Below are 15,050 nucleotides of genomic sequence, written 5' to 3'. Positions count from 1 at the left end.
CCGATACGAGGTCAAGGCCTCTCACTTCGGTGCGTTCGTCAGCATCGCCTCCGCACTCATCTGCTACCGGCGATACGCCAAATGAGACCACTTCTGAGTCGGATCGAGAACGGTCACGCCGAAGCCTCGGCGGCTGATCTCGAACTCCTGTGCGCGATCTATGAGATCGGCGCCGAGGACCGTCGTCAGCTTGAGCAGTACGCGCGAGATGGGCAGCCTCGGTCCAAGAACTGGTGGACGCACTACGGTGACGTCCTGAGCGCCAGCTACACCGAGTACATCGCCTGGGAGAATGAAGCGGTTCGTTACTTCGACTACCTGCCGCTCGGTATCCCAGGGCTGTTGCAGACGCGGGACTACGCCCGAGCCATGCACACCGGTGGCTACTTCGGGTTCGGGGAGATGCAGATCGACGACCTCGTCGACGTCCGCATGCAGCGGCAGAAGCTCCTCGATGGCCCGGAGCCGTTGGTTGTGGAAGGCTTCGTGCACGAAGCAGCGCTACACATCCAACTCGGCGGACGAGCGGTGCTCCATGGGCAACTCGCCTACCTGCGCGAGGCGATGGGACGTCCGAACGTCAACCTGCACATCATTCCGAACACGGCCTGCGCCATGCTCACGATCTCCAACGGCATTACTGTGCTGGAGTTTCCGGACGATGACCCGGATGTGACGTTCTTCGACGTGGTGGGTGCGACGCTGCTCCGTGAGGATCCCAGGGATGCCAGGCGTGCCCGCCGCATCTTCGGCAAATTGACCGAAGTGGCGCTGACATCAGGGGCGGCGGAAGCGCTCCTCTCCAGCCGAATGAAAGAGACGAAGTGAGCGACCAGAACCACCGCATTGCCGCGGCACTTACCTCTCCGGTGTGGCGCAAGTCCACCTACTCGGGCGAGGGGAACGCCTGTGTCGAAACTGCACCGATGGCTTCGAGGATCGGGGTACGCGACAGCAAGTTGGCAGACAGCCCCGTGCAGGCATACGGTCCCCGGGCCTGGAACGCGTTGACACGCGCGTTGAAGGTTGTCTGACTGGATGTATGGCTCTGCCGCACGACAAGCCGGCGGCCGGCTCGGTGCCGACCTACGACGTGCCAGGACGGAATGCGCCGACCCGGCGCTCACGATTGCCTGATCTGTCCGGTTGCCGGTAGCGAAACGCCCTCGGCGTCGGGGAGTTCGCTGCCGGCAGCGGTCCGGCACATCCGTTCGCGAATGATGGACCGCAAGATCGGAACGGCGTGATTGCCGACTACACCTGCCGGCGCAACGCTCGCACCGCGCCCAAGACGGGTTTCGCACCCGATGCGCCGGTCTGTACGCGGACCCGAGCACTCTGTTCTGGTCGCCCGAACTGCCCTCACACCTCGCGGACTTCTACGATCAGCAGAGTTCCTTGGCTTCCCGCACGAACGGCGTGCCGAGTGCCCGCCTCGACGACGTACATCTCACCCGACCCCACCGTCACCTGGGCGTCTTCGATGCTCAATTCCAGCCGGCCATCGAGCACCAGCAACACCTCGACGGTGCAATGCGTCTCCTCTGCCACCGGCAGCTCGTCCATGCGTAGCACCTTTATGCAGGCCGTTCCCACCTCTCCCAGCAGACGAGAGTTCCACGCGTCCGGCAGCGCGGCGGCGGTCCGGAACAGGTCGACGACACTCATGACATGCCTCCCAGCGGGCCCCTCCGGTCATGCCGGGAGAAGTCCGCGTTGCGGTCAATGGATGCTTGGAAGCTACTTGACCGGCGACAACAAGTGATCGACCGTTCGGCAAAGCCTCTGCGCTCAGTCGACGACCGGGTGAAGGTTGCGAGGCGAACCACTTGCGGCAGCGAACGCCCTCGTCTCCGGCCGACGCCGATCGAGTCCGGCGTGGTCCCGCCACTCCACGGAGGGCAACGCGTGCATCGAAGCCGCGTTGGCGGGGGCGGTGATCGGGGTTCGGGACACCACGTCGGGGGAGGTGGCTCGGTGCCGACGGCGCGGGATGACGGTGCTGGAGATGTTGGCCATGTCGTGACCTGGATAGGGTCGTTGCATGCTGCGGCTGCCTGGGGTTGAGTGGGTTGCGGACGTTGAGACGGATCCGATCCGGGCGCTGGAGTTGTTCGTCTTGGGCTGGTTCCCTGCCGAGCAGCAGCCGGAGGCGGGCGAGGACACGAGCGGAACGGACGAACTCGACGACATGTCAGCGGCGTTGGCCGTCGTGCACCGGTTGGCCCGTTCGCGTCCGGCGCTCTACGCGTTCCACGATCCGCTGTGGCGGCGGCTTCGACGGGTGAAGCAAGCCGCCAACCCCTACAGGGCCAGGTCTTGAGCTTGTTCCCAAGGTCGGACTGGACCAGGCATCCGGCAGCGGGTCGCCACGCGTTACCCGAGCAAATCCGATGGCACCAACAGCTTCGGACGACGAGACTGCACCGGTGAACAGCCTTCCGTCGATACCCGGCCCGCTCCCGCTGCCGGACCCGCGCGCCTGTGATGTCGTTCTCGACTATGCGGGTATGCACGACCTGGTTGCCGACCTGGTTCTGCCCGGATGCGCGTCCATGTACGTCATGAGCGCCTTGGAAACCTCCCGCGAACTCATCAGGCACTCGTACTATCGGTACGAGTTCGCCACCGTCGCCGTCGTGCATTCCTTGTGTGCCCTGGAGTGCGTCCTGGCCGAGCGGTTGGCCGTCGACAAACCGCTCCAGGATCTGATCAAGCAGGCCACCGACGCAGATCTCATCGCTGCCGAACTCGCCAAGGAGCTCGACCGCAGCCGACTGCTGCGCGACAAACTCATGCAAGGCGTGGTCAGTGCCGACCTCAGTCCGGCCAGGGCCGTCCACCTGGTGCGTGCTGTCTTCGATGCTGTTGCCCTGCTCCTTCGTTCACCCGCTGCGGCGGCGGAAGCGACAGCCGGCGACATGAGCGGAGCACAGCCCGAGAACCGACTCGCCCGGTTGTGGGAGGAACACCTGCACGCACCGTTTCCGGCAAGCTTCCGCGGCGTGGACGTCGAGGGCGTCGACTTCATCCTCCTGGACGCCGACGTTGCCGGCCTCGTCCAGAGAGAGTTGTCGAACGGCGGACTCGACGACAATGGCATTGCCATCCTCTGGGCGTGCATCGCCGACCTCGACAAGGTCGCGCCCGTGATCAACGAGGAGTACTGCGCCTCCTACTTCACGAGACTTCGAACGATGGCCGAACTCACCGCGACGCGCCACATCCCCGCCGCGACCTGACCACCGGGGTTGAAGACGGACTCGGACGATCCCACCGACCTTCTCAAGGTCCGGCTCGGCCGCGTTCGATGGCGGTCTCGGGGCGTCGGACGGTTTTGCCCACGTCGCAGCGGGTGGCGGGTCGCTTGTTCCTGGAGCCGAGCGGCCGGCCGGGGCCCGGTTTGGTGGGTTTGGGCGCACGGGCCGGGCAAGCCAAGGCTGGGCGGAGGTTCCTGAACCCCCGGCGGACTCGGGCCGGAGTGAGCCTGTTCGGTTCGACGGGCCTCTTCCGGGGCCGGTGGAGGTCTTCGGCGGTCGGACGGATGAGCCCGAGCCGGGTGTGGGCGGTGATGACCAGCCACGTCCGGCGATCGGCCGCCTCGGGGGTGCGGACCTTCGGGCGGGTCCAGCCGAGTGTCTGCTGGATCATGCGGAACGTGTGCTCCAGGTCGAACCTTCGCAGGAACGCCTGCCGGCGCACGTCCACTTCGGCACCGGACCTGCCGGTGGCCGAGGACCACGGCCGGACCGGCAGCAGCTCTCCACCGGCCGGCAGTCGGTCGGCTTCCAGGCGGATCAACTCAACGTCCCCTCCAGGAGGGGGAGTTCGCCGTCGTGGTCGATCCACGCGGAGCGGGTGGTGAGCTGCGGGTGGATGCGGTCCCGCGCCATCACGGAGGCGGTGCCGTAGCGGTCGGTGACCTGTGTGGTGGCCACGTCCGGCTCGCCCCAGGTCTCGGGTTTCGCGGACCGGAACTCCTTGCCGTGCTTGGGCGGATGTCCGCCCTGGGCGGTGAGATCCACGGACTGGGCACGGGTTTGCGCATCACCCGGTCCGACCGCAGCCGGCCCAGCACCTCCACCGGCAGGCCCTGGAGCAGGTGGGCCAGGCGCGGGGCGTCGTAGCCGGCGTCGAAGACGACCAGGATGTCCGGTCGGATGTTCAGGCGTTGCCCGTGTCGTCGGCGGGTGGTGTGGGGCGGTTCAGGCGCCAGATTGCCTCGATCCCCTCACCGGAGGGGGCTACGGGCGGCATTGCCGGTTCGCGTCGGATTTCGGTGAAGCCCAACCGGCGCGGTATGGCGGCGCTGGAGGCGTTGGCCAGGTCGTGCGCGATTTCCAGGTAGTCGACGTCCGGCAGCGTGAACATCTCGGCGATCAGGGCCGCCGTCGCTCTCGTGGCGATGCCCTGGCCGGTGGCGGCCGGGTGCAGCCAGTAGCCGATGCGCCGGCCCTGAGGTTCGGGTCCGAGCGCGGCCTGGCACATGCCGATGGGAGTGTCGGCTTTGGCGATGGCGTAGTTGTACACCTCACCGGCTGCCCACTTCGACTCGAACCTCGCGAGGAGGTCTCGGGTGTGTTCCTCGCTGTGACCGTCGACCCACGGCTCCCAGGGGCGCAGGTGGTCCAGAGACTCCTCGATCAACTTGAACGCCGAAGCGAAGTCGCGCTGCCCCCGCCAGCTTCGCAGGACGAAGTCCCCGCAGTCGATGATCCGCCTCGGTCGTGCCATGACGACCATGATCGTTCGCAGCACGGCTCTTCGCAACGGGGTACCACCGCCGCCCGGGAGGTCGGTGCCCGACTCCCGCTGCGTGAGGCAGCAGGTGAACGTCCCACGTCGGGGCCGTGGGTACGGACAGCTCGCGGAGATCACCGACAGCCGTGTTGGGACCACCGGTTCGTGGCTATGTACGCGACGTCGTCGACCCGGCCACCATGGGAGGTGCCGGCGAAAGTGCGGTTCGGGGCAGTTCGTCGGGCGGGTTATTTGCCTTGCTTGGTAAGGGTGTTCGGCGGCGTCCAGGCGTATCGGTGCTGACCGCAAGGGGGTTCACGATGGTGGGCGTCGCGATCATTGGGGCCGGGTTTGCCGGGATCTGTATGGCGATTCGGCTGCGGCAGGGTGGCATCGACGACTTCACGGTGTATGAGAAGGCCGACGAACTGGGTGGAGTGTGGCGGGACAACACCTATCCGGGGGCGGGGTGCGATATCCCTTCGGTGCTCTACTCGTATTCGTTCGCCCAACGCGACGACTGGTCGCGGGTGTTTCCCGAGCAGCACGAGATATTGCGCTATCTGCACGACTGCGCACGGGAGTTCGGGATCGACGGGCGGATCGAGCTGGGTGTCGAGGTGCGCTCGGCCGGGTGGGACGAGGGGACCTCCGCCTGGCACCTGGAGACCTCGCGCGGGCCGCGTACCGCCCGCGCGCTGGTGTCCGCCGTCGGCCAGCTCAACCGCCCGCGCTACCCGGACCTGCCCGGCCTGGATTCGTTCGCCGGCACCGCGTTCCACTCCTCGCGCTGGCGGCACGACCACGACCTGACCGGCCGCACGGTCGCGGTGATCGGTACCGGGCCCAGCGCCGTGCAGCTCGTGCCGCGGATCGCCGAGCGGGTGCGGAGGTTGTACGTGTTCCAGCGCTCGGCGAACTGGCTGGTCCCGAAGTCGGATCGGGCCTACGGACCCACCGCACGGCGGGTGTTCCGGATCCCGGCGGCGCGGCTGGCCGCGCGCGGGGCGACCTACCTGCGTGGGGAGACTGCGGTCTACTGGGCCGTGCACGGTGACCCCGGGGCCAAGCTGGTGGAGACGATGGCGCGTCGGCACCTGGCCGATCAGGTCGCCGAGCCGCGGCTGCGCGAGCGGTTGACGCCCGACTTCCCGATCGGCTGCAAGCGGATCCTGATCTCGTCCGACTTCTATCCGACGCTGACCCGGGACCACGTCGAACTGGTCACCGACCTGATCACCGAGGTGCTCCCGACCGGCCCGCGCACCGCCGTACGCGACTACGCCGTGGACACGCTGATCCACGGAACCGGCTTCCTGGCCACGGAGTTCCTGCGTCCGATGGAGATCACCGGGCGGGCCGGCGTACGACTGCACGACGTGTGGCGCGATGGCGCCGCGGCCCATCTCGGCATGACCGTGCCGCGTTTCCCGAACCTGTTCCTGCTCTACGGGCCCGGCACCAACCTGGGCCACAACTCGATCGTCTACATGATCGAGAGTCAGGTCGCCTACGTGGTGCGGAAGTTGCGCGGCGAGCGGGTCCACGAGGTGACCGAGGCGGAATTCGAGGCCGACCAGCGGGAGTTGCGCGCGAACCTGGCGGGCACGGCGCTGGAGGCGAACTGTACGAGCTGGTACAAGGACGCGAACGGCAGGGTGACCACGAACTGGCCGTCGCACACGTACCGGTACCGGTTGGCGACCTGGTTGGCCTGACTCGGCCCCCCGGGTGTGCGGTCGGCTCGTTCGCTCCGGTGCCGCCATCGGAGCGGGTCGGCGGTGCGGTGGCGCATTCGGGTTCCGGGCCGGACCGGGTGCCGGCGGCAGACAGCCGTGTGCGTGAGGAGTGCCGGCCTTAGCGTTGCATCTGTGACTGACTTATCGCGCTCCGTAGGCAGGCATGGGGAGTCGGGCGCCGGGACGGTGGGTGGGCGAGGGGTCTTGGAGGGGGCGTTCGCGCTGCTCGACGTGCTGGCGGAAGTGGGGGAGGTGGGACTGACGCGGTTGTCGGAGGCCGCCGACCTGCCCAAGGCGACGGTGCATCGGCTGCTGGGGCAATTGACCGCGTTCGGCGCCGTGGAGAAGAGAGGCGACCGCTACCGGATAGGACCGGTCGTCTTCCGGCTGGGGCAGGCATGGCAGCCGGATCCGACGCTGTTGCGGGCGGCCCAGGGCCCGATGTTGCGCCTGGCCCGGACCACGGGTGCGTCGGTGGGCGTGGGCATTCCGGCATACGGTCAGGTGGTCGTGGTGGGCGCGGTCCCGGGCGAATCGGCCGGACGCGCACCCATGGAACCGGGCATGGCGTGGCCGCGATTCACCGCGGCGGGCAAGGTCCTGCGGGCGTGGACGTCGGCCGGCACGCCCGGCGCCGCGGCGATGCCGGCTGCGGAGGTGGCGCGGATCCGTGCGGCGGGCGTGGCGTTCGACCACGGGGGGAACGTGTCGAGCGGCGTTCGGTGCGGGGCGGTCCCCCTCATGGGGGTCGATGCCGATACTCCCGTCGCCGTCCTGTGTGCCATGGTCGGCGCCGCGTATCCGCTGCCGAGGCTGGCCGCCGCGCTGACCCGGACCGGCGCGGTGATCGCCGCCGCGCTGCCGTGAGTGCGTCGCCGGGAGGCCGGCGGCCGGCCCGAACCGGTGTCAATTCGCGTAGTAGTCGCGCATCAGCTCCGCCGACCAGGCCGGTTGGCGGAGTTCGCCGCGCGGGCCGAACTCGCGCAGATACGGCTTCAGGTCGAGCACCGGTGTGCCGTCCACCGCGTCCAGGCCGCGTACGTGGATGTCCAGGCCGTCCACCCGTTCGAGCGAACACCGGGACACGGCGAGCCGGTTCGGCCGGTTCTTGCCGCGCTGCGCGAAGATGCCCACCAGCGGCCAGTCCGGATTGCCGCGCGGCCGGCGGGCGCCGGTCTCGATCGCCTCCTCCGGCACCCGGTGGAAGTGGAACACCACCTCCAGGTGCGAGAACTCGGCGAGTCCGGCCAGTGCCTCCGGGCCGAACCGCTCGGCGTCCAGCCGGATCACCGAGGCCACGTCGCCCCAGTGGTCGTCCACGAGTTCGACGCGCGGGCCCGACACGTGCCCGATCGCACGCAGCGTGACCTCCTGGAGCGACTCCGACTCCGACTCCGACTCCGACTCCGACTTCGATGCCGACTCCGATGCCGACTCCGATGCCGACTCCGATGCCGACTCCGATGCCGACTCCGATGCCGACTCCGACTCCGATGCCGACCTCGACTCCGACTTCGACTTCGACTCCATGTGAGTGCCTCGTTCCGGTGTTCTACGTCGTCAGATCCAGTGCGTGCACGACCAGTTCGGTCAGCGCGTGCACCGCGCTTTCCCGATTTCGGGCGTCGCATTCCGTCAGCGGGGTACGCGGGCCGATCGACAGCGCGTCGCGCAGGTCCTCCTCGGGATAGCGCGGCGCGTCGTCGAAGAGGTTGACCGCGACCACGAACGGGATGCCGGAGCGCTCGAAGTAGTCCACCGCCGGAAAGCTGTCCTCGAGGCGCCGGGTGTCCACCAGGACGATCGCGCCCACCGCGCCGCGCACCAGGTCGTCCCACATGAACCAGAACCGGTTCTGCCCCGGGGTGCCGAACAGGTAGAGGACCAGGTCGTCCTCCAGGCTGATCCGGCCGAAGTCCATCGCGACCGTGGTGGTGCGCTTCTCCGGCAGGCCGGACAGGTCGTCGAGGTCCTCGCTCATCACCGTCATGACCGATTCGGTGGTCAGCGGCGGGATTTCCGACACCGCCGCGACCAACGTGGTCTTGCCGACGCCGAAGCCGCCCGCGACCACGATCTTGGTCGAGGTGATCGGCGGTCCCTCGCCGATCCGCCGACCGGCGGCGCCCGCGGCGGGCATCGGGATGGCCGGCACCTCGTCGCCGAGGCCGCCGCGTCCGCCCAGATCAAATCTTGCGTAGTCCACCGAGCACCCTCTCCAGCAGCGCGCGATCGGGTCGGCCGGCCTCGTGGTCGGCCTGGTACACGCTGATGCGGCCCTGTGCGGCCAGGTCGCTGATCAACACCCGGACCACGCCCAACGGCATGTGCAGGATCGCGGCCACCTCGGCCACCGAGCGAACTCCTCGGCACAGGTGCACGATCCGGGCCACCTCCGGCATGTCGCCGGTCTCGTCCTGCGGGCAGTCCAGCGTGGTCACCAGCGTTTCCACCAGCAGCACGTGGCCGTAGCGGGTGCGTCCACGGGTCAGCGTGTAGGGCCGCACCCGCGAGGTGCGACCGCCCGGTTCGGGTCGGGCCGAATATCCCCGCCCGTCGTCGTAGTCGGAAAATCCACCGTCAGGAGCCAACGCGACCACCTCCACGGTCCTGGTGCATCTGTGCGCGCAGGGCCGGCGTCAGGACGTGACCGGCGCGCCGAACGAACGAGGTCATCTGGTAGGCGATCACGCCCAGATCGGCGGACGCGCCCGCGTGTACACCCAGGCAGGAGCCGTCGCTGATGGACATCGCCACCACGTAGCCCTCGGCCATCGTGACGATCTCCTGGCGTACCGCGCCCATGTCGAGCACCCGCGAGGTGCCCTCGGCCAGCGCCACCAGGCCGCTGACGATCGCGCCGAGTTGCTCCTCCGCGTCGCTCGCGGCGCCCGCCGCGTCCGGGCCGCGCGCGCCGGCCAGCATCAGGCCGTCGGAGGAGACCAGGACGACCTCGCGGACCCCCGGGACGTCCCCGGCGAGGCCGGCCACCAGCCAGTCGACATCGCGTGCCGTGGTGCCATTCGACCCGGTCACCGGTCTCCACCTCCTGTCTCCTCCCGCGCGTCCGGCGGGAAGGTGGGTTCTTCGTCGGACGACGCGACCAGGGGGGTCGGGTCGTCCTCCCGACGGGCCGCCTGGAGCCCTTCCTGAAAGCCCGTCAGCCGCTTGCGCAGCTCGGCGGCGGAGAGCGCCCCGGTGTGCCGGGTTTCGGGCTCCGCGGCGGGCTCCGCAGTGGTCGGGGTGCGCAGCGAGCCGTTGAGGTCGCCCGCCACCAGGCGCTTGGGCAGGCCGCGTCGGGTGCGGCCGACGGCCGAGACGGCCGGCCCCGAGCCGTCCGCGGCGCGGGCCGGCTGCGGTTGCGCGGGCGGGTTCGGCTGGGCGGGCGGTTTTCGGGCCGCTGCCTTCGCCGGGTTCGCCCGCCGGGCGGGCGGGGGAACCTCGGCCGGGGCCGGGGTGGCGGGCCTGGTGGGCTCGAACAGCTCGCCGGGGGCGACCAGTTTCGCCGCCGCGGTGTCCGGGGTCGGCGCGGGGTTGGCCGCCGGCGTGCGCTTGGGCAGGCCCTTGGGCGTCTTGGCGGGCGGCGCGGCGCCCTCGCGCGGCACCACCGGACCACGCGGCGCGAGCGGCGTGGCCCGGGCCGCGGCGACGGCCGGCGCCGCACTCGGCCCGGCCGACCCGGCCGCGCGGGTCGCACCGGCCGCACCGCTCGGGCCGGCCCCGTTCGACCTCGCCGCCGGCAGCGCCAGCCGTGCCGCGCCCGGCGGGATGGCCCGCGCGCCGGCGCCGGCCCCGGGGACGGCCATCCGGTCCCGCTCGCGCTCCTGTTCGCGGTCGCGCTCGGCGGAGAACTCGGCGGGGGAGGGCCCGGTGCCGTGGAACGCGGTCGCCGGGATCACCACGACCGCGCTGAGCCCACCCTGCGGGCGTGGCCGCAACTGCACCCTGATCCCGTGTCGGCGGGCCAGCCGGCCGACCACGAACACGCCCAGGCCGCCGCCACTGGCGGCCTCCTCCTCGGCGCTGTCCCGCTCGATCTGCGAGTTCAACTCGGTGAGCCGGTCCGCCGGTACGCCGATCCCGCTGTCGTTCACGGACAACACGACCTCGCCGTTCTCCAGCGTCCAGCCGCCGATCTCCACCCGGGACTCGGGCGCCGAGTAGGCGGCGGCGTTCTCCAGGAGTTCGGCGAGCAGGTGGCCGACGTCGTCGGCGGTACGCCCGAGCACATCGGCGCGCGGCACGTGGCCGACGTCGATCCGCTCGTAGCGCTCGATCTCGGAGACGCCGGCGCGGACCACGTCGAGCAGCGGGATCGGCGGGCGCCGGCCGCGTCGTTCGTCCGCGTCCGCGAGCACGAGCAGGTTCTCGCTGTTGCGGCGCATCCGGGTGGCCAGGTGGTCGAGCCGGAACAGGTCCTGCAGCCGCTGGGGTTCGTCCTCGCCGTGTTCGAGCTTCTCGATCAGGTCCAGCTGCCGCTCGACCAGGGTCAGCGTGCGCATCGACAGGTTCACGAACACGTCGTGCACCCGGCCGCGCATCAGCGTCTCCTCGTCGGCGAGCGCCGCGCGCCCGCGCAGGAGCTCGCCGTGTTCGGCCTCCAGACGCGCCCGTTCGGCCTCGAGCCGGGCGCCCTCCGCGGCCTGACGCACGGTCAACTCGCGCAGCCGGGCGATGCGCTGCTCGGAGACCCGGTGGCGCAACCACCCGGCGATCGAGGACAGCGCGACGGCGGTGGTGAGCAAGGTGCCGGCGAGCACCGATTCCCATACCGTGTCGGAATCGCCGAGCAGCACCACGGCGGTGGTGATCCCCGCCAGCGCGAAGACGGCCGCCGCGGAACCGAGCCCCGCAGCCACGCCGCCCCCCGAGCGCCGGCTCCGGTGAACGGGAGCGGGAACGCGTACGGGAACCGCGTCCGCTGCGATGGGTGTTCCTGGATGCCCCTGCCCATACATGAGACGTGAGCATATCGTCGGACCTTCTCACCGGGTGCCCTCGGAAGTCACGCGAGTTACCCCGAAAACGGCCGAAAGGCCCCGCCCGACGATTGTCGGGCGAGACCTTTTCGGTCTACGGGGCAATTCTTTTGACGAAGAGTCAGGCAAACCGCCCGAACGCGGCCGGGCCGGCCGGCCCGAACGCGCCGGTCACACGTCGCGCGAACGCAGCCGGATCCCACCCGCGATCAGCGCGATCGCCGCGTAGCACGCGATCAGCAAGAGCGACGGCCATGGACCCGGCCCGCTGCCCTTGTCGCTTTCACCGATCAGCCTGGCCAGCGCGAACATCGGCGAATATTCCATCACCTTCGAGCCGACCGAGTGCGGCAGGAACGGACCGATGATCATCGGCAGCAGGATGGCGCCCATCAGCGCGGTGATCGCGCCCGCCGAGTGCCGGATCAGCACGCCCAGGCCCAGGCCGAACAGGCCGATCACGGCGAGGTAGAGCGAGCCGCCGAGGACGCTGCGCAACAGGTGGGCGCCGATCTCGGGTTCGCCGATCCGGGAGGTGAGCATCGCCCTGCCGAGCACGGCGGTCAGACCGATGGTGACCAGCCCGACCACGAACATCAGGCCCGCGAAGACCACGCCCTTGGCGGCCAGCACCTGGATGCGGCGCGGGTACGCGGTCAACGTGGTACGGATCATCCCCGTCGTGTACTCGGCGGAGATGGTCAGCACGCCCAGCGTCGCGGCGGCGAGCTGCGCGATGATCACGCCGATCAGCGCGATGCTCACGTAGTCGTCTTTGGGCTTCGGGTTGACCGTGCCGGCCAGCAGGATGCCCAGCCCCACGATCAGCAGCACGATCACGGCCAGCGTCCACATGGTCGAGCGGACCGTGCGGATCTTGGTCCACTCGGACAGCAACACCCGGCCGAAGCCCGCGTTGCCACCGCCCACTTGCCCACCGAGCTGAGCCGCGGGCACCGGCGGGTGGGGGGCCTGCTGCGCGGGCGGCGGGAACTGCTGCATCTGCTGCGGCGCGGTCATGTGTGCGGCGGCCATCGCATGCGGCGGGCCCTGCGGCATGGGGGGCGGAGTGTTCTGTGCCATCGCTCAGCCCTCGCTTCCGTTGGCGTGCGGGTAGGACGGGGACGGGGCGCCGACCGGCGCACCCCACGGCGCGCCGGGCGCGCCCTGCTGCGGATATCCGGGCGGCGGACCGGCGAACTGCGGACCACCGGGCTGCGGATAACCGGGCGGCGGTGCCATCCTGGGCGGACCCCAACCCGGCGGCGGGCCGCCCGGCAGCCCGGCGCGGTACTCCACGCTGTGCTGGGTCATCCGCATGTAGACCTCTTCGAGCGAGTCGAAGCGCGGCGACAACTCGTGCAGGGCGATGCCGTGTTCGGCGGCGAGGTCACCGATCGCCGCCGGCGGCAGCTCGTGCACGCGGAACGCGCCCGGCACCGCCTGGTCGGGGGTGACCGTCGCGCCCTTGCCCTGGAGCACCGTGTTCAGCCTGTCCACCTGCGGCGAGCGCACCACGGTGAAGGACTGCGAGTTGGTCTCGATGAAGTCGCGCATCGAGGTGTCCGCGATCAGCTTGCCCTGACCGATCACGATCAGATGGTCCGCGGTCACCTCCATCTCGCTCATCAGGTGACTGGAGACGAAGACGGTGCGACCCTCGGAAGCGAGCTGCTTCATCAGGTTCCGGATCCACAGGATGCCCTCGGGGTCCAGCCCGTTGACCGGCTCGTCGAACATCAGGATGCCGGGGTCGCCGAGCAGCGCCGAGGCGATGCCGAGCCGCTGGCCCATGCCGAGCGAGAAGCCCTTCGCGCGCTTCTTGGCGACCTGGGTCAGGCCGACCATCCCGAGCACCTCGTCCACCCGGCGGTTGGGGATGCCGTTGCTCTGCGCCAGGCACAGCAGGTGGTTGTACGCGGTCCGGCCGCCGTGCATCGCCTTGGCGTCCAGGAGCGCGCCCATCTCCCGCAGCGGGGCCTGGACGTGGTCGTACGGGCGGCCGTTGACCGTGACGTTGCCGCCGGTCGGTGCGTCCAACCCGAGGATCATCCGCATGGTGGTCGATTTGCCGGCCCCGTTCGGGCCGAGGAAGCCGGTCACCGAGCCCGGACGCACGTGGAAGGACAGCTGATCCACCGCCAGCTTGGTTCCGTAGCGTTTGGTGAGCCCTCTCGCTTCGATCATCTGTTGCCGCACTCCCAGGATGGATTCGGTGGACGAGCCACGTCGTTGCCTACTGCGCCTTCGAGCTTAGGGGCGAATCGTTGCTGCGGAGGGCCGTCGCGCGTCGCGTGCACATTGGGTCACGAGTTCGAGGCGACTCTCACAATGTCATCCTTGAGGATGATTGACATGATTGATGATGATCGTGGCGGAGCATGCGGGATTTGCCCTGAATTTTCCGAATGGCCGGCATCGGATCGGCGCCGAGAGACGAAAATGCGGCCGGGCGGCGGACGGGTCCTCATGGAACCCGCTCGCCGCCCGGCCGCGAGAATCGACCGTCGCCGGCGCTGCCGTTGCCCCGCCAAGGGAGCGCGGGGGAGCGTCAGCGGCTCTGCTGCGCCGGCACACCCGGCATCTTGTCGTCGTCGTCATCGATGCTCACACCCGCGGCGGCGACGGCCGCGCCGGTGAGGGTCGCCAGCATCTCGCGCACGTTGGTCAGCTGCGCGTTGATGCTGTCGCGACGGTGGGTCAGCGCGGCCAGCTCGCGCTCGGACTCCGAGCGGATCCGGTCCGCCTTGGCCCGCGCGTCGGCGACGATGTCGTCGGCCTGACGCTGCGCCGTCTCGATCGTCTGCCGCGACCGACGCTCGGCGTCGGTACGCAGCTTCTCGGCCTCCAGGCGCAGCTGTTCGGCCCGGTGCTCGACCTCGGACAGGCGCTTTTCGGCCTTGGCCTGACGCGCCGCCAGGTCCCGCTCGGACTGCTCGCGACGCTTGGCCAGGTTGGTCTCGAAGTCCGCGGCGGCCTGGGCGGCCTTGGCCCGGGTCTCCTCGAAGAGCGCCTCGGCCTCCTCGCGCTTGGCGGACGCGTCCTTGGCCGCCTCGCCACGCAGCTGCGCGGCGTCGCTCTTGGCCTTGTCGAGGATCCGCGAACCCTCGTCCTCGGCCTTGGCCTTGCGCTCCTTGCCGTACTGCTCGGCGTCGGAACGCACCTGCTGGGCCGCGGCCTCGGCCAACTCGCGGTGCTGATCGGCGGCGCGGCGGGCCTCCTCGCGCAGGTCCTTCGCCTCCTCCTCGGCCAGGCGGAGGATCTTCTCCACCCGGGCGCCGAGACCCGCGTAGGACGGTTCGGCGTCGGCGAGTTGGGCCTGCGCGTTCTGGCTTTCGAGGTGCAGTTCCTCGATCCGCTTCTCCAGCGCCGAGATCCTCGCGAGCGCGCTGTCACGGTCCGAGACGAGCTTCGTGATGCGATCGTCAACCTGCGAACGCTCGTACCCTCGGCGGACGATGTCGAAGCCGTGCGGAGAGTTAGTGTCGCTCATGGGGTTCCTGTCGTATGACCGGTGCGGTGAATGAGGTGACGGGTGGAATCCTGGCACGAATCGGGCGGGGCATCGACCCGACCGGAAGATGAGAACCGG

The 15,050-nt window shown here is 69.7% G+C and carries 17 protein-coding genes and 1 pseudogene; 7 read left to right on the top strand and 11 right to left on the bottom strand.

Going from position 1 to position 15,050, the window contains the following annotated elements:
• Positions 1–81 precede the first annotated feature (81 nt).
• Both ABIA38_RS35655 and ABIA38_RS35650 read left to right on the top strand, forming a co-directional pair.
• The gene (locus ABIA38_RS35655; protein WP_424643086.1) at positions 82–828 is read left to right on the top strand and encodes a DUF5753 domain-containing protein; all 747 of its coding nucleotides are present in this window, start codon (positions 82–84) and stop codon (positions 826–828) included.
• Complete coding sequence (locus ABIA38_RS35650; RefSeq protein WP_424643085.1) at positions 825–1,034, top strand: DUF397 domain-containing protein; 210 nt, start codon at positions 825–827, stop codon at positions 1,032–1,034. Before ABIA38_RS35655 ends, ABIA38_RS35650 begins: the two co-directional genes overlap by 4 nt.
• 328 nt (positions 1,035–1,362) lie before the next feature.
• Here the strand turns inward: ABIA38_RS35650 and ABIA38_RS35645 are convergent, their stop codons facing one another.
• Positions 1,363–1,668, bottom strand: a complete 306-nt coding sequence (locus ABIA38_RS35645; protein ID WP_424643084.1) for a cupin domain-containing protein — start codon at positions 1,666–1,668, stop codon at positions 1,363–1,365.
• Between the two features lie 376 nt (positions 1,669–2,044).
• Here ABIA38_RS35645 and ABIA38_RS35640 point away from each other — a divergent pair, with 376 nt between their 5' ends.
• Entirely contained in the window at positions 2,045–2,323 is a 279-nt protein-coding gene (locus tag ABIA38_RS35640; RefSeq protein ID WP_424643083.1) for a hypothetical protein, read from the top strand.
• Between the two features lie 106 nt (positions 2,324–2,429).
• Positions 2,430–3,242 carry a hypothetical protein gene (locus tag ABIA38_RS35635; protein ID WP_424643082.1) on the top strand — a complete coding sequence of 271 codons (813 nt, stop codon included), beginning with the start codon at positions 2,430–2,432 and terminating at the stop codon, positions 3,240–3,242.
• A 43-nt stretch (positions 3,243–3,285) separates the two neighbouring features.
• Here the strand turns inward: ABIA38_RS35635 and ABIA38_RS35630 are convergent.
• Positions 3,286–4,153 (bottom strand): annotated as a pseudogene (locus tag ABIA38_RS35630) (transposase); the annotation flags it as partial.
• Between the two features lie 11 nt (positions 4,154–4,164).
• Positions 4,165–4,734, bottom strand: a complete 570-nt coding sequence (locus ABIA38_RS35625; protein WP_424643081.1) for a GNAT family N-acetyltransferase — start codon at positions 4,732–4,734, stop codon at positions 4,165–4,167.
• A 206-nt stretch (positions 4,735–4,940) separates the two neighbouring features.
• On the opposite strand from ABIA38_RS35625, the gene ABIA38_RS35620 reads away from it, so the two are divergent.
• The gene (locus tag ABIA38_RS35620) at positions 4,941–6,458 is read left to right on the top strand and encodes a flavin-containing monooxygenase (RefSeq protein ID WP_424643095.1); all 1,518 of its coding nucleotides are present in this window, start codon (positions 4,941–4,943) and stop codon (positions 6,456–6,458) included.
• A gap of 153 nt (positions 6,459–6,611) precedes the next feature.
• Complete coding sequence (locus tag ABIA38_RS35615; RefSeq protein ID WP_424643080.1) at positions 6,612–7,346, top strand: IclR family transcriptional regulator; 735 nt, start codon at positions 6,612–6,614, stop codon at positions 7,344–7,346.
• A gap of 39 nt (positions 7,347–7,385) precedes the next feature.
• Here the strand turns inward: ABIA38_RS35615 and ABIA38_RS35610 are convergent, their stop codons facing one another.
• Positions 7,386–7,823, bottom strand: coding sequence for an SAM-dependent methyltransferase (locus ABIA38_RS35610; RefSeq protein ID WP_424643079.1), 438 nt, complete (start codon positions 7,821–7,823; stop codon positions 7,386–7,388).
• A gap of 19 nt (positions 7,824–7,842) precedes the next feature.
• Between ABIA38_RS35610 and ABIA38_RS35605 the strand changes: the two genes are divergently transcribed.
• Positions 7,843–8,013, top strand: coding sequence for a hypothetical protein (locus tag ABIA38_RS35605; RefSeq protein ID WP_424643078.1), 171 nt, complete (start codon positions 7,843–7,845; stop codon positions 8,011–8,013).
• Positions 8,014–8,031: 18 nt separating this feature from the next.
• Here ABIA38_RS35605 and ABIA38_RS35600 read toward each other — a convergent pair whose 3' ends face one another.
• From ABIA38_RS35600 to ABIA38_RS35570, 7 genes are all read right to left on the bottom strand, one after another.
• Positions 8,032–8,619, bottom strand: a complete 588-nt coding sequence (locus ABIA38_RS35600; protein WP_424643094.1) for a GTP-binding protein — start codon at positions 8,617–8,619, stop codon at positions 8,032–8,034.
• A gap of 46 nt (positions 8,620–8,665) precedes the next feature.
• The gene (locus tag ABIA38_RS35595; RefSeq protein ID WP_424643093.1) at positions 8,666–8,986 is read right to left on the bottom strand and encodes a DUF742 domain-containing protein; all 321 of its coding nucleotides are present in this window, start codon (positions 8,984–8,986) and stop codon (positions 8,666–8,668) included.
• A 73-nt stretch (positions 8,987–9,059) separates the two neighbouring features.
• Positions 9,060–9,515: a roadblock/LC7 domain-containing protein gene (locus ABIA38_RS35590; RefSeq protein ID WP_424643077.1), complete on the bottom strand. Its 456-nt coding sequence runs from the start codon at positions 9,513–9,515 to the stop codon at positions 9,060–9,062.
• Complete coding sequence (locus tag ABIA38_RS35585) at positions 9,512–11,338, bottom strand: sensor histidine kinase (RefSeq protein WP_424643076.1); 1,827 nt, start codon at positions 11,336–11,338, stop codon at positions 9,512–9,514. Before ABIA38_RS35585 ends, ABIA38_RS35590 begins: the two co-directional genes overlap by 4 nt.
• Before the next feature lie 291 nt (positions 11,339–11,629).
• Complete coding sequence (locus ABIA38_RS35580; protein ID WP_424643075.1) at positions 11,630–12,541, bottom strand: ABC transporter permease; 912 nt, start codon at positions 12,539–12,541, stop codon at positions 11,630–11,632.
• A gap of 3 nt (positions 12,542–12,544) precedes the next feature.
• Positions 12,545–13,645 (bottom strand): ABC transporter ATP-binding protein, encoded by a 1,101-nt coding sequence (locus ABIA38_RS35575; RefSeq protein ID WP_424643074.1) that lies wholly within the window; start codon positions 13,643–13,645, stop codon positions 12,545–12,547.
• 364 nt (positions 13,646–14,009) lie between these two features.
• A complete protein-coding gene (locus ABIA38_RS35570) occupies positions 14,010–14,951 on the bottom strand; it encodes a cellulose-binding protein (protein ID WP_020555437.1) in 942 nt (313 codons plus the stop codon).
• Positions 14,952–15,050 lie beyond the last annotated feature (99 nt).

The organism is Embleya sp. AB8 (assembly GCF_049739465.1).
Classification (GTDB): Bacteria; Actinomycetota; Actinomycetes; order Streptomycetales; family Streptomycetaceae; genus Embleya.
Note: the sequence above shows the minus strand (reverse complement) of the source record. Positions and strands in the feature narration are given on the sequence as shown.

Coding starts and splice junctions, on each gene's coding strand:
- ABIA38_RS35580 (WP_424643075.1), bottom strand. CDS start 12,541: ATGGCACAGAACACTCCGCCCCCCATGCCGCAGGGCCCGCCGCATGCG.
- ABIA38_RS35645 (WP_424643084.1), bottom strand. CDS start 1,668: ATGAGTGTCGTCGACCTGTTCCGGACCGCCGCCGCGCTGCCGGACGCG.
- ABIA38_RS35575 (WP_424643074.1), bottom strand. CDS start 13,645: ATGATCGAAGCGAGAGGGCTCACCAAACGCTACGGAACCAAGCTGGCG.
- ABIA38_RS35640 (WP_424643083.1), top strand. CDS start 2,045: ATGCTGCGGCTGCCTGGGGTTGAGTGGGTTGCGGACGTTGAGACGGAT.
- ABIA38_RS35625 (WP_424643081.1), bottom strand. CDS start 4,734: ATGGCACGACCGAGGCGGATCATCGACTGCGGGGACTTCGTCCTGCGA.
- ABIA38_RS35600 (WP_424643094.1), bottom strand. CDS start 8,619: ATGCCCGCCGCGGGCGCCGCCGGTCGGCGGATCGGCGAGGGACCGCCG.
- ABIA38_RS35620 (WP_424643095.1), top strand. CDS start 4,941: ATGGGAGGTGCCGGCGAAAGTGCGGTTCGGGGCAGTTCGTCGGGCGGG.
- ABIA38_RS35655 (WP_424643086.1), top strand. CDS start 82: ATGAGACCACTTCTGAGTCGGATCGAGAACGGTCACGCCGAAGCCTCG.
- ABIA38_RS35570 (WP_020555437.1), bottom strand. CDS start 14,951: ATGAGCGACACTAACTCTCCGCACGGCTTCGACATCGTCCGCCGAGGG.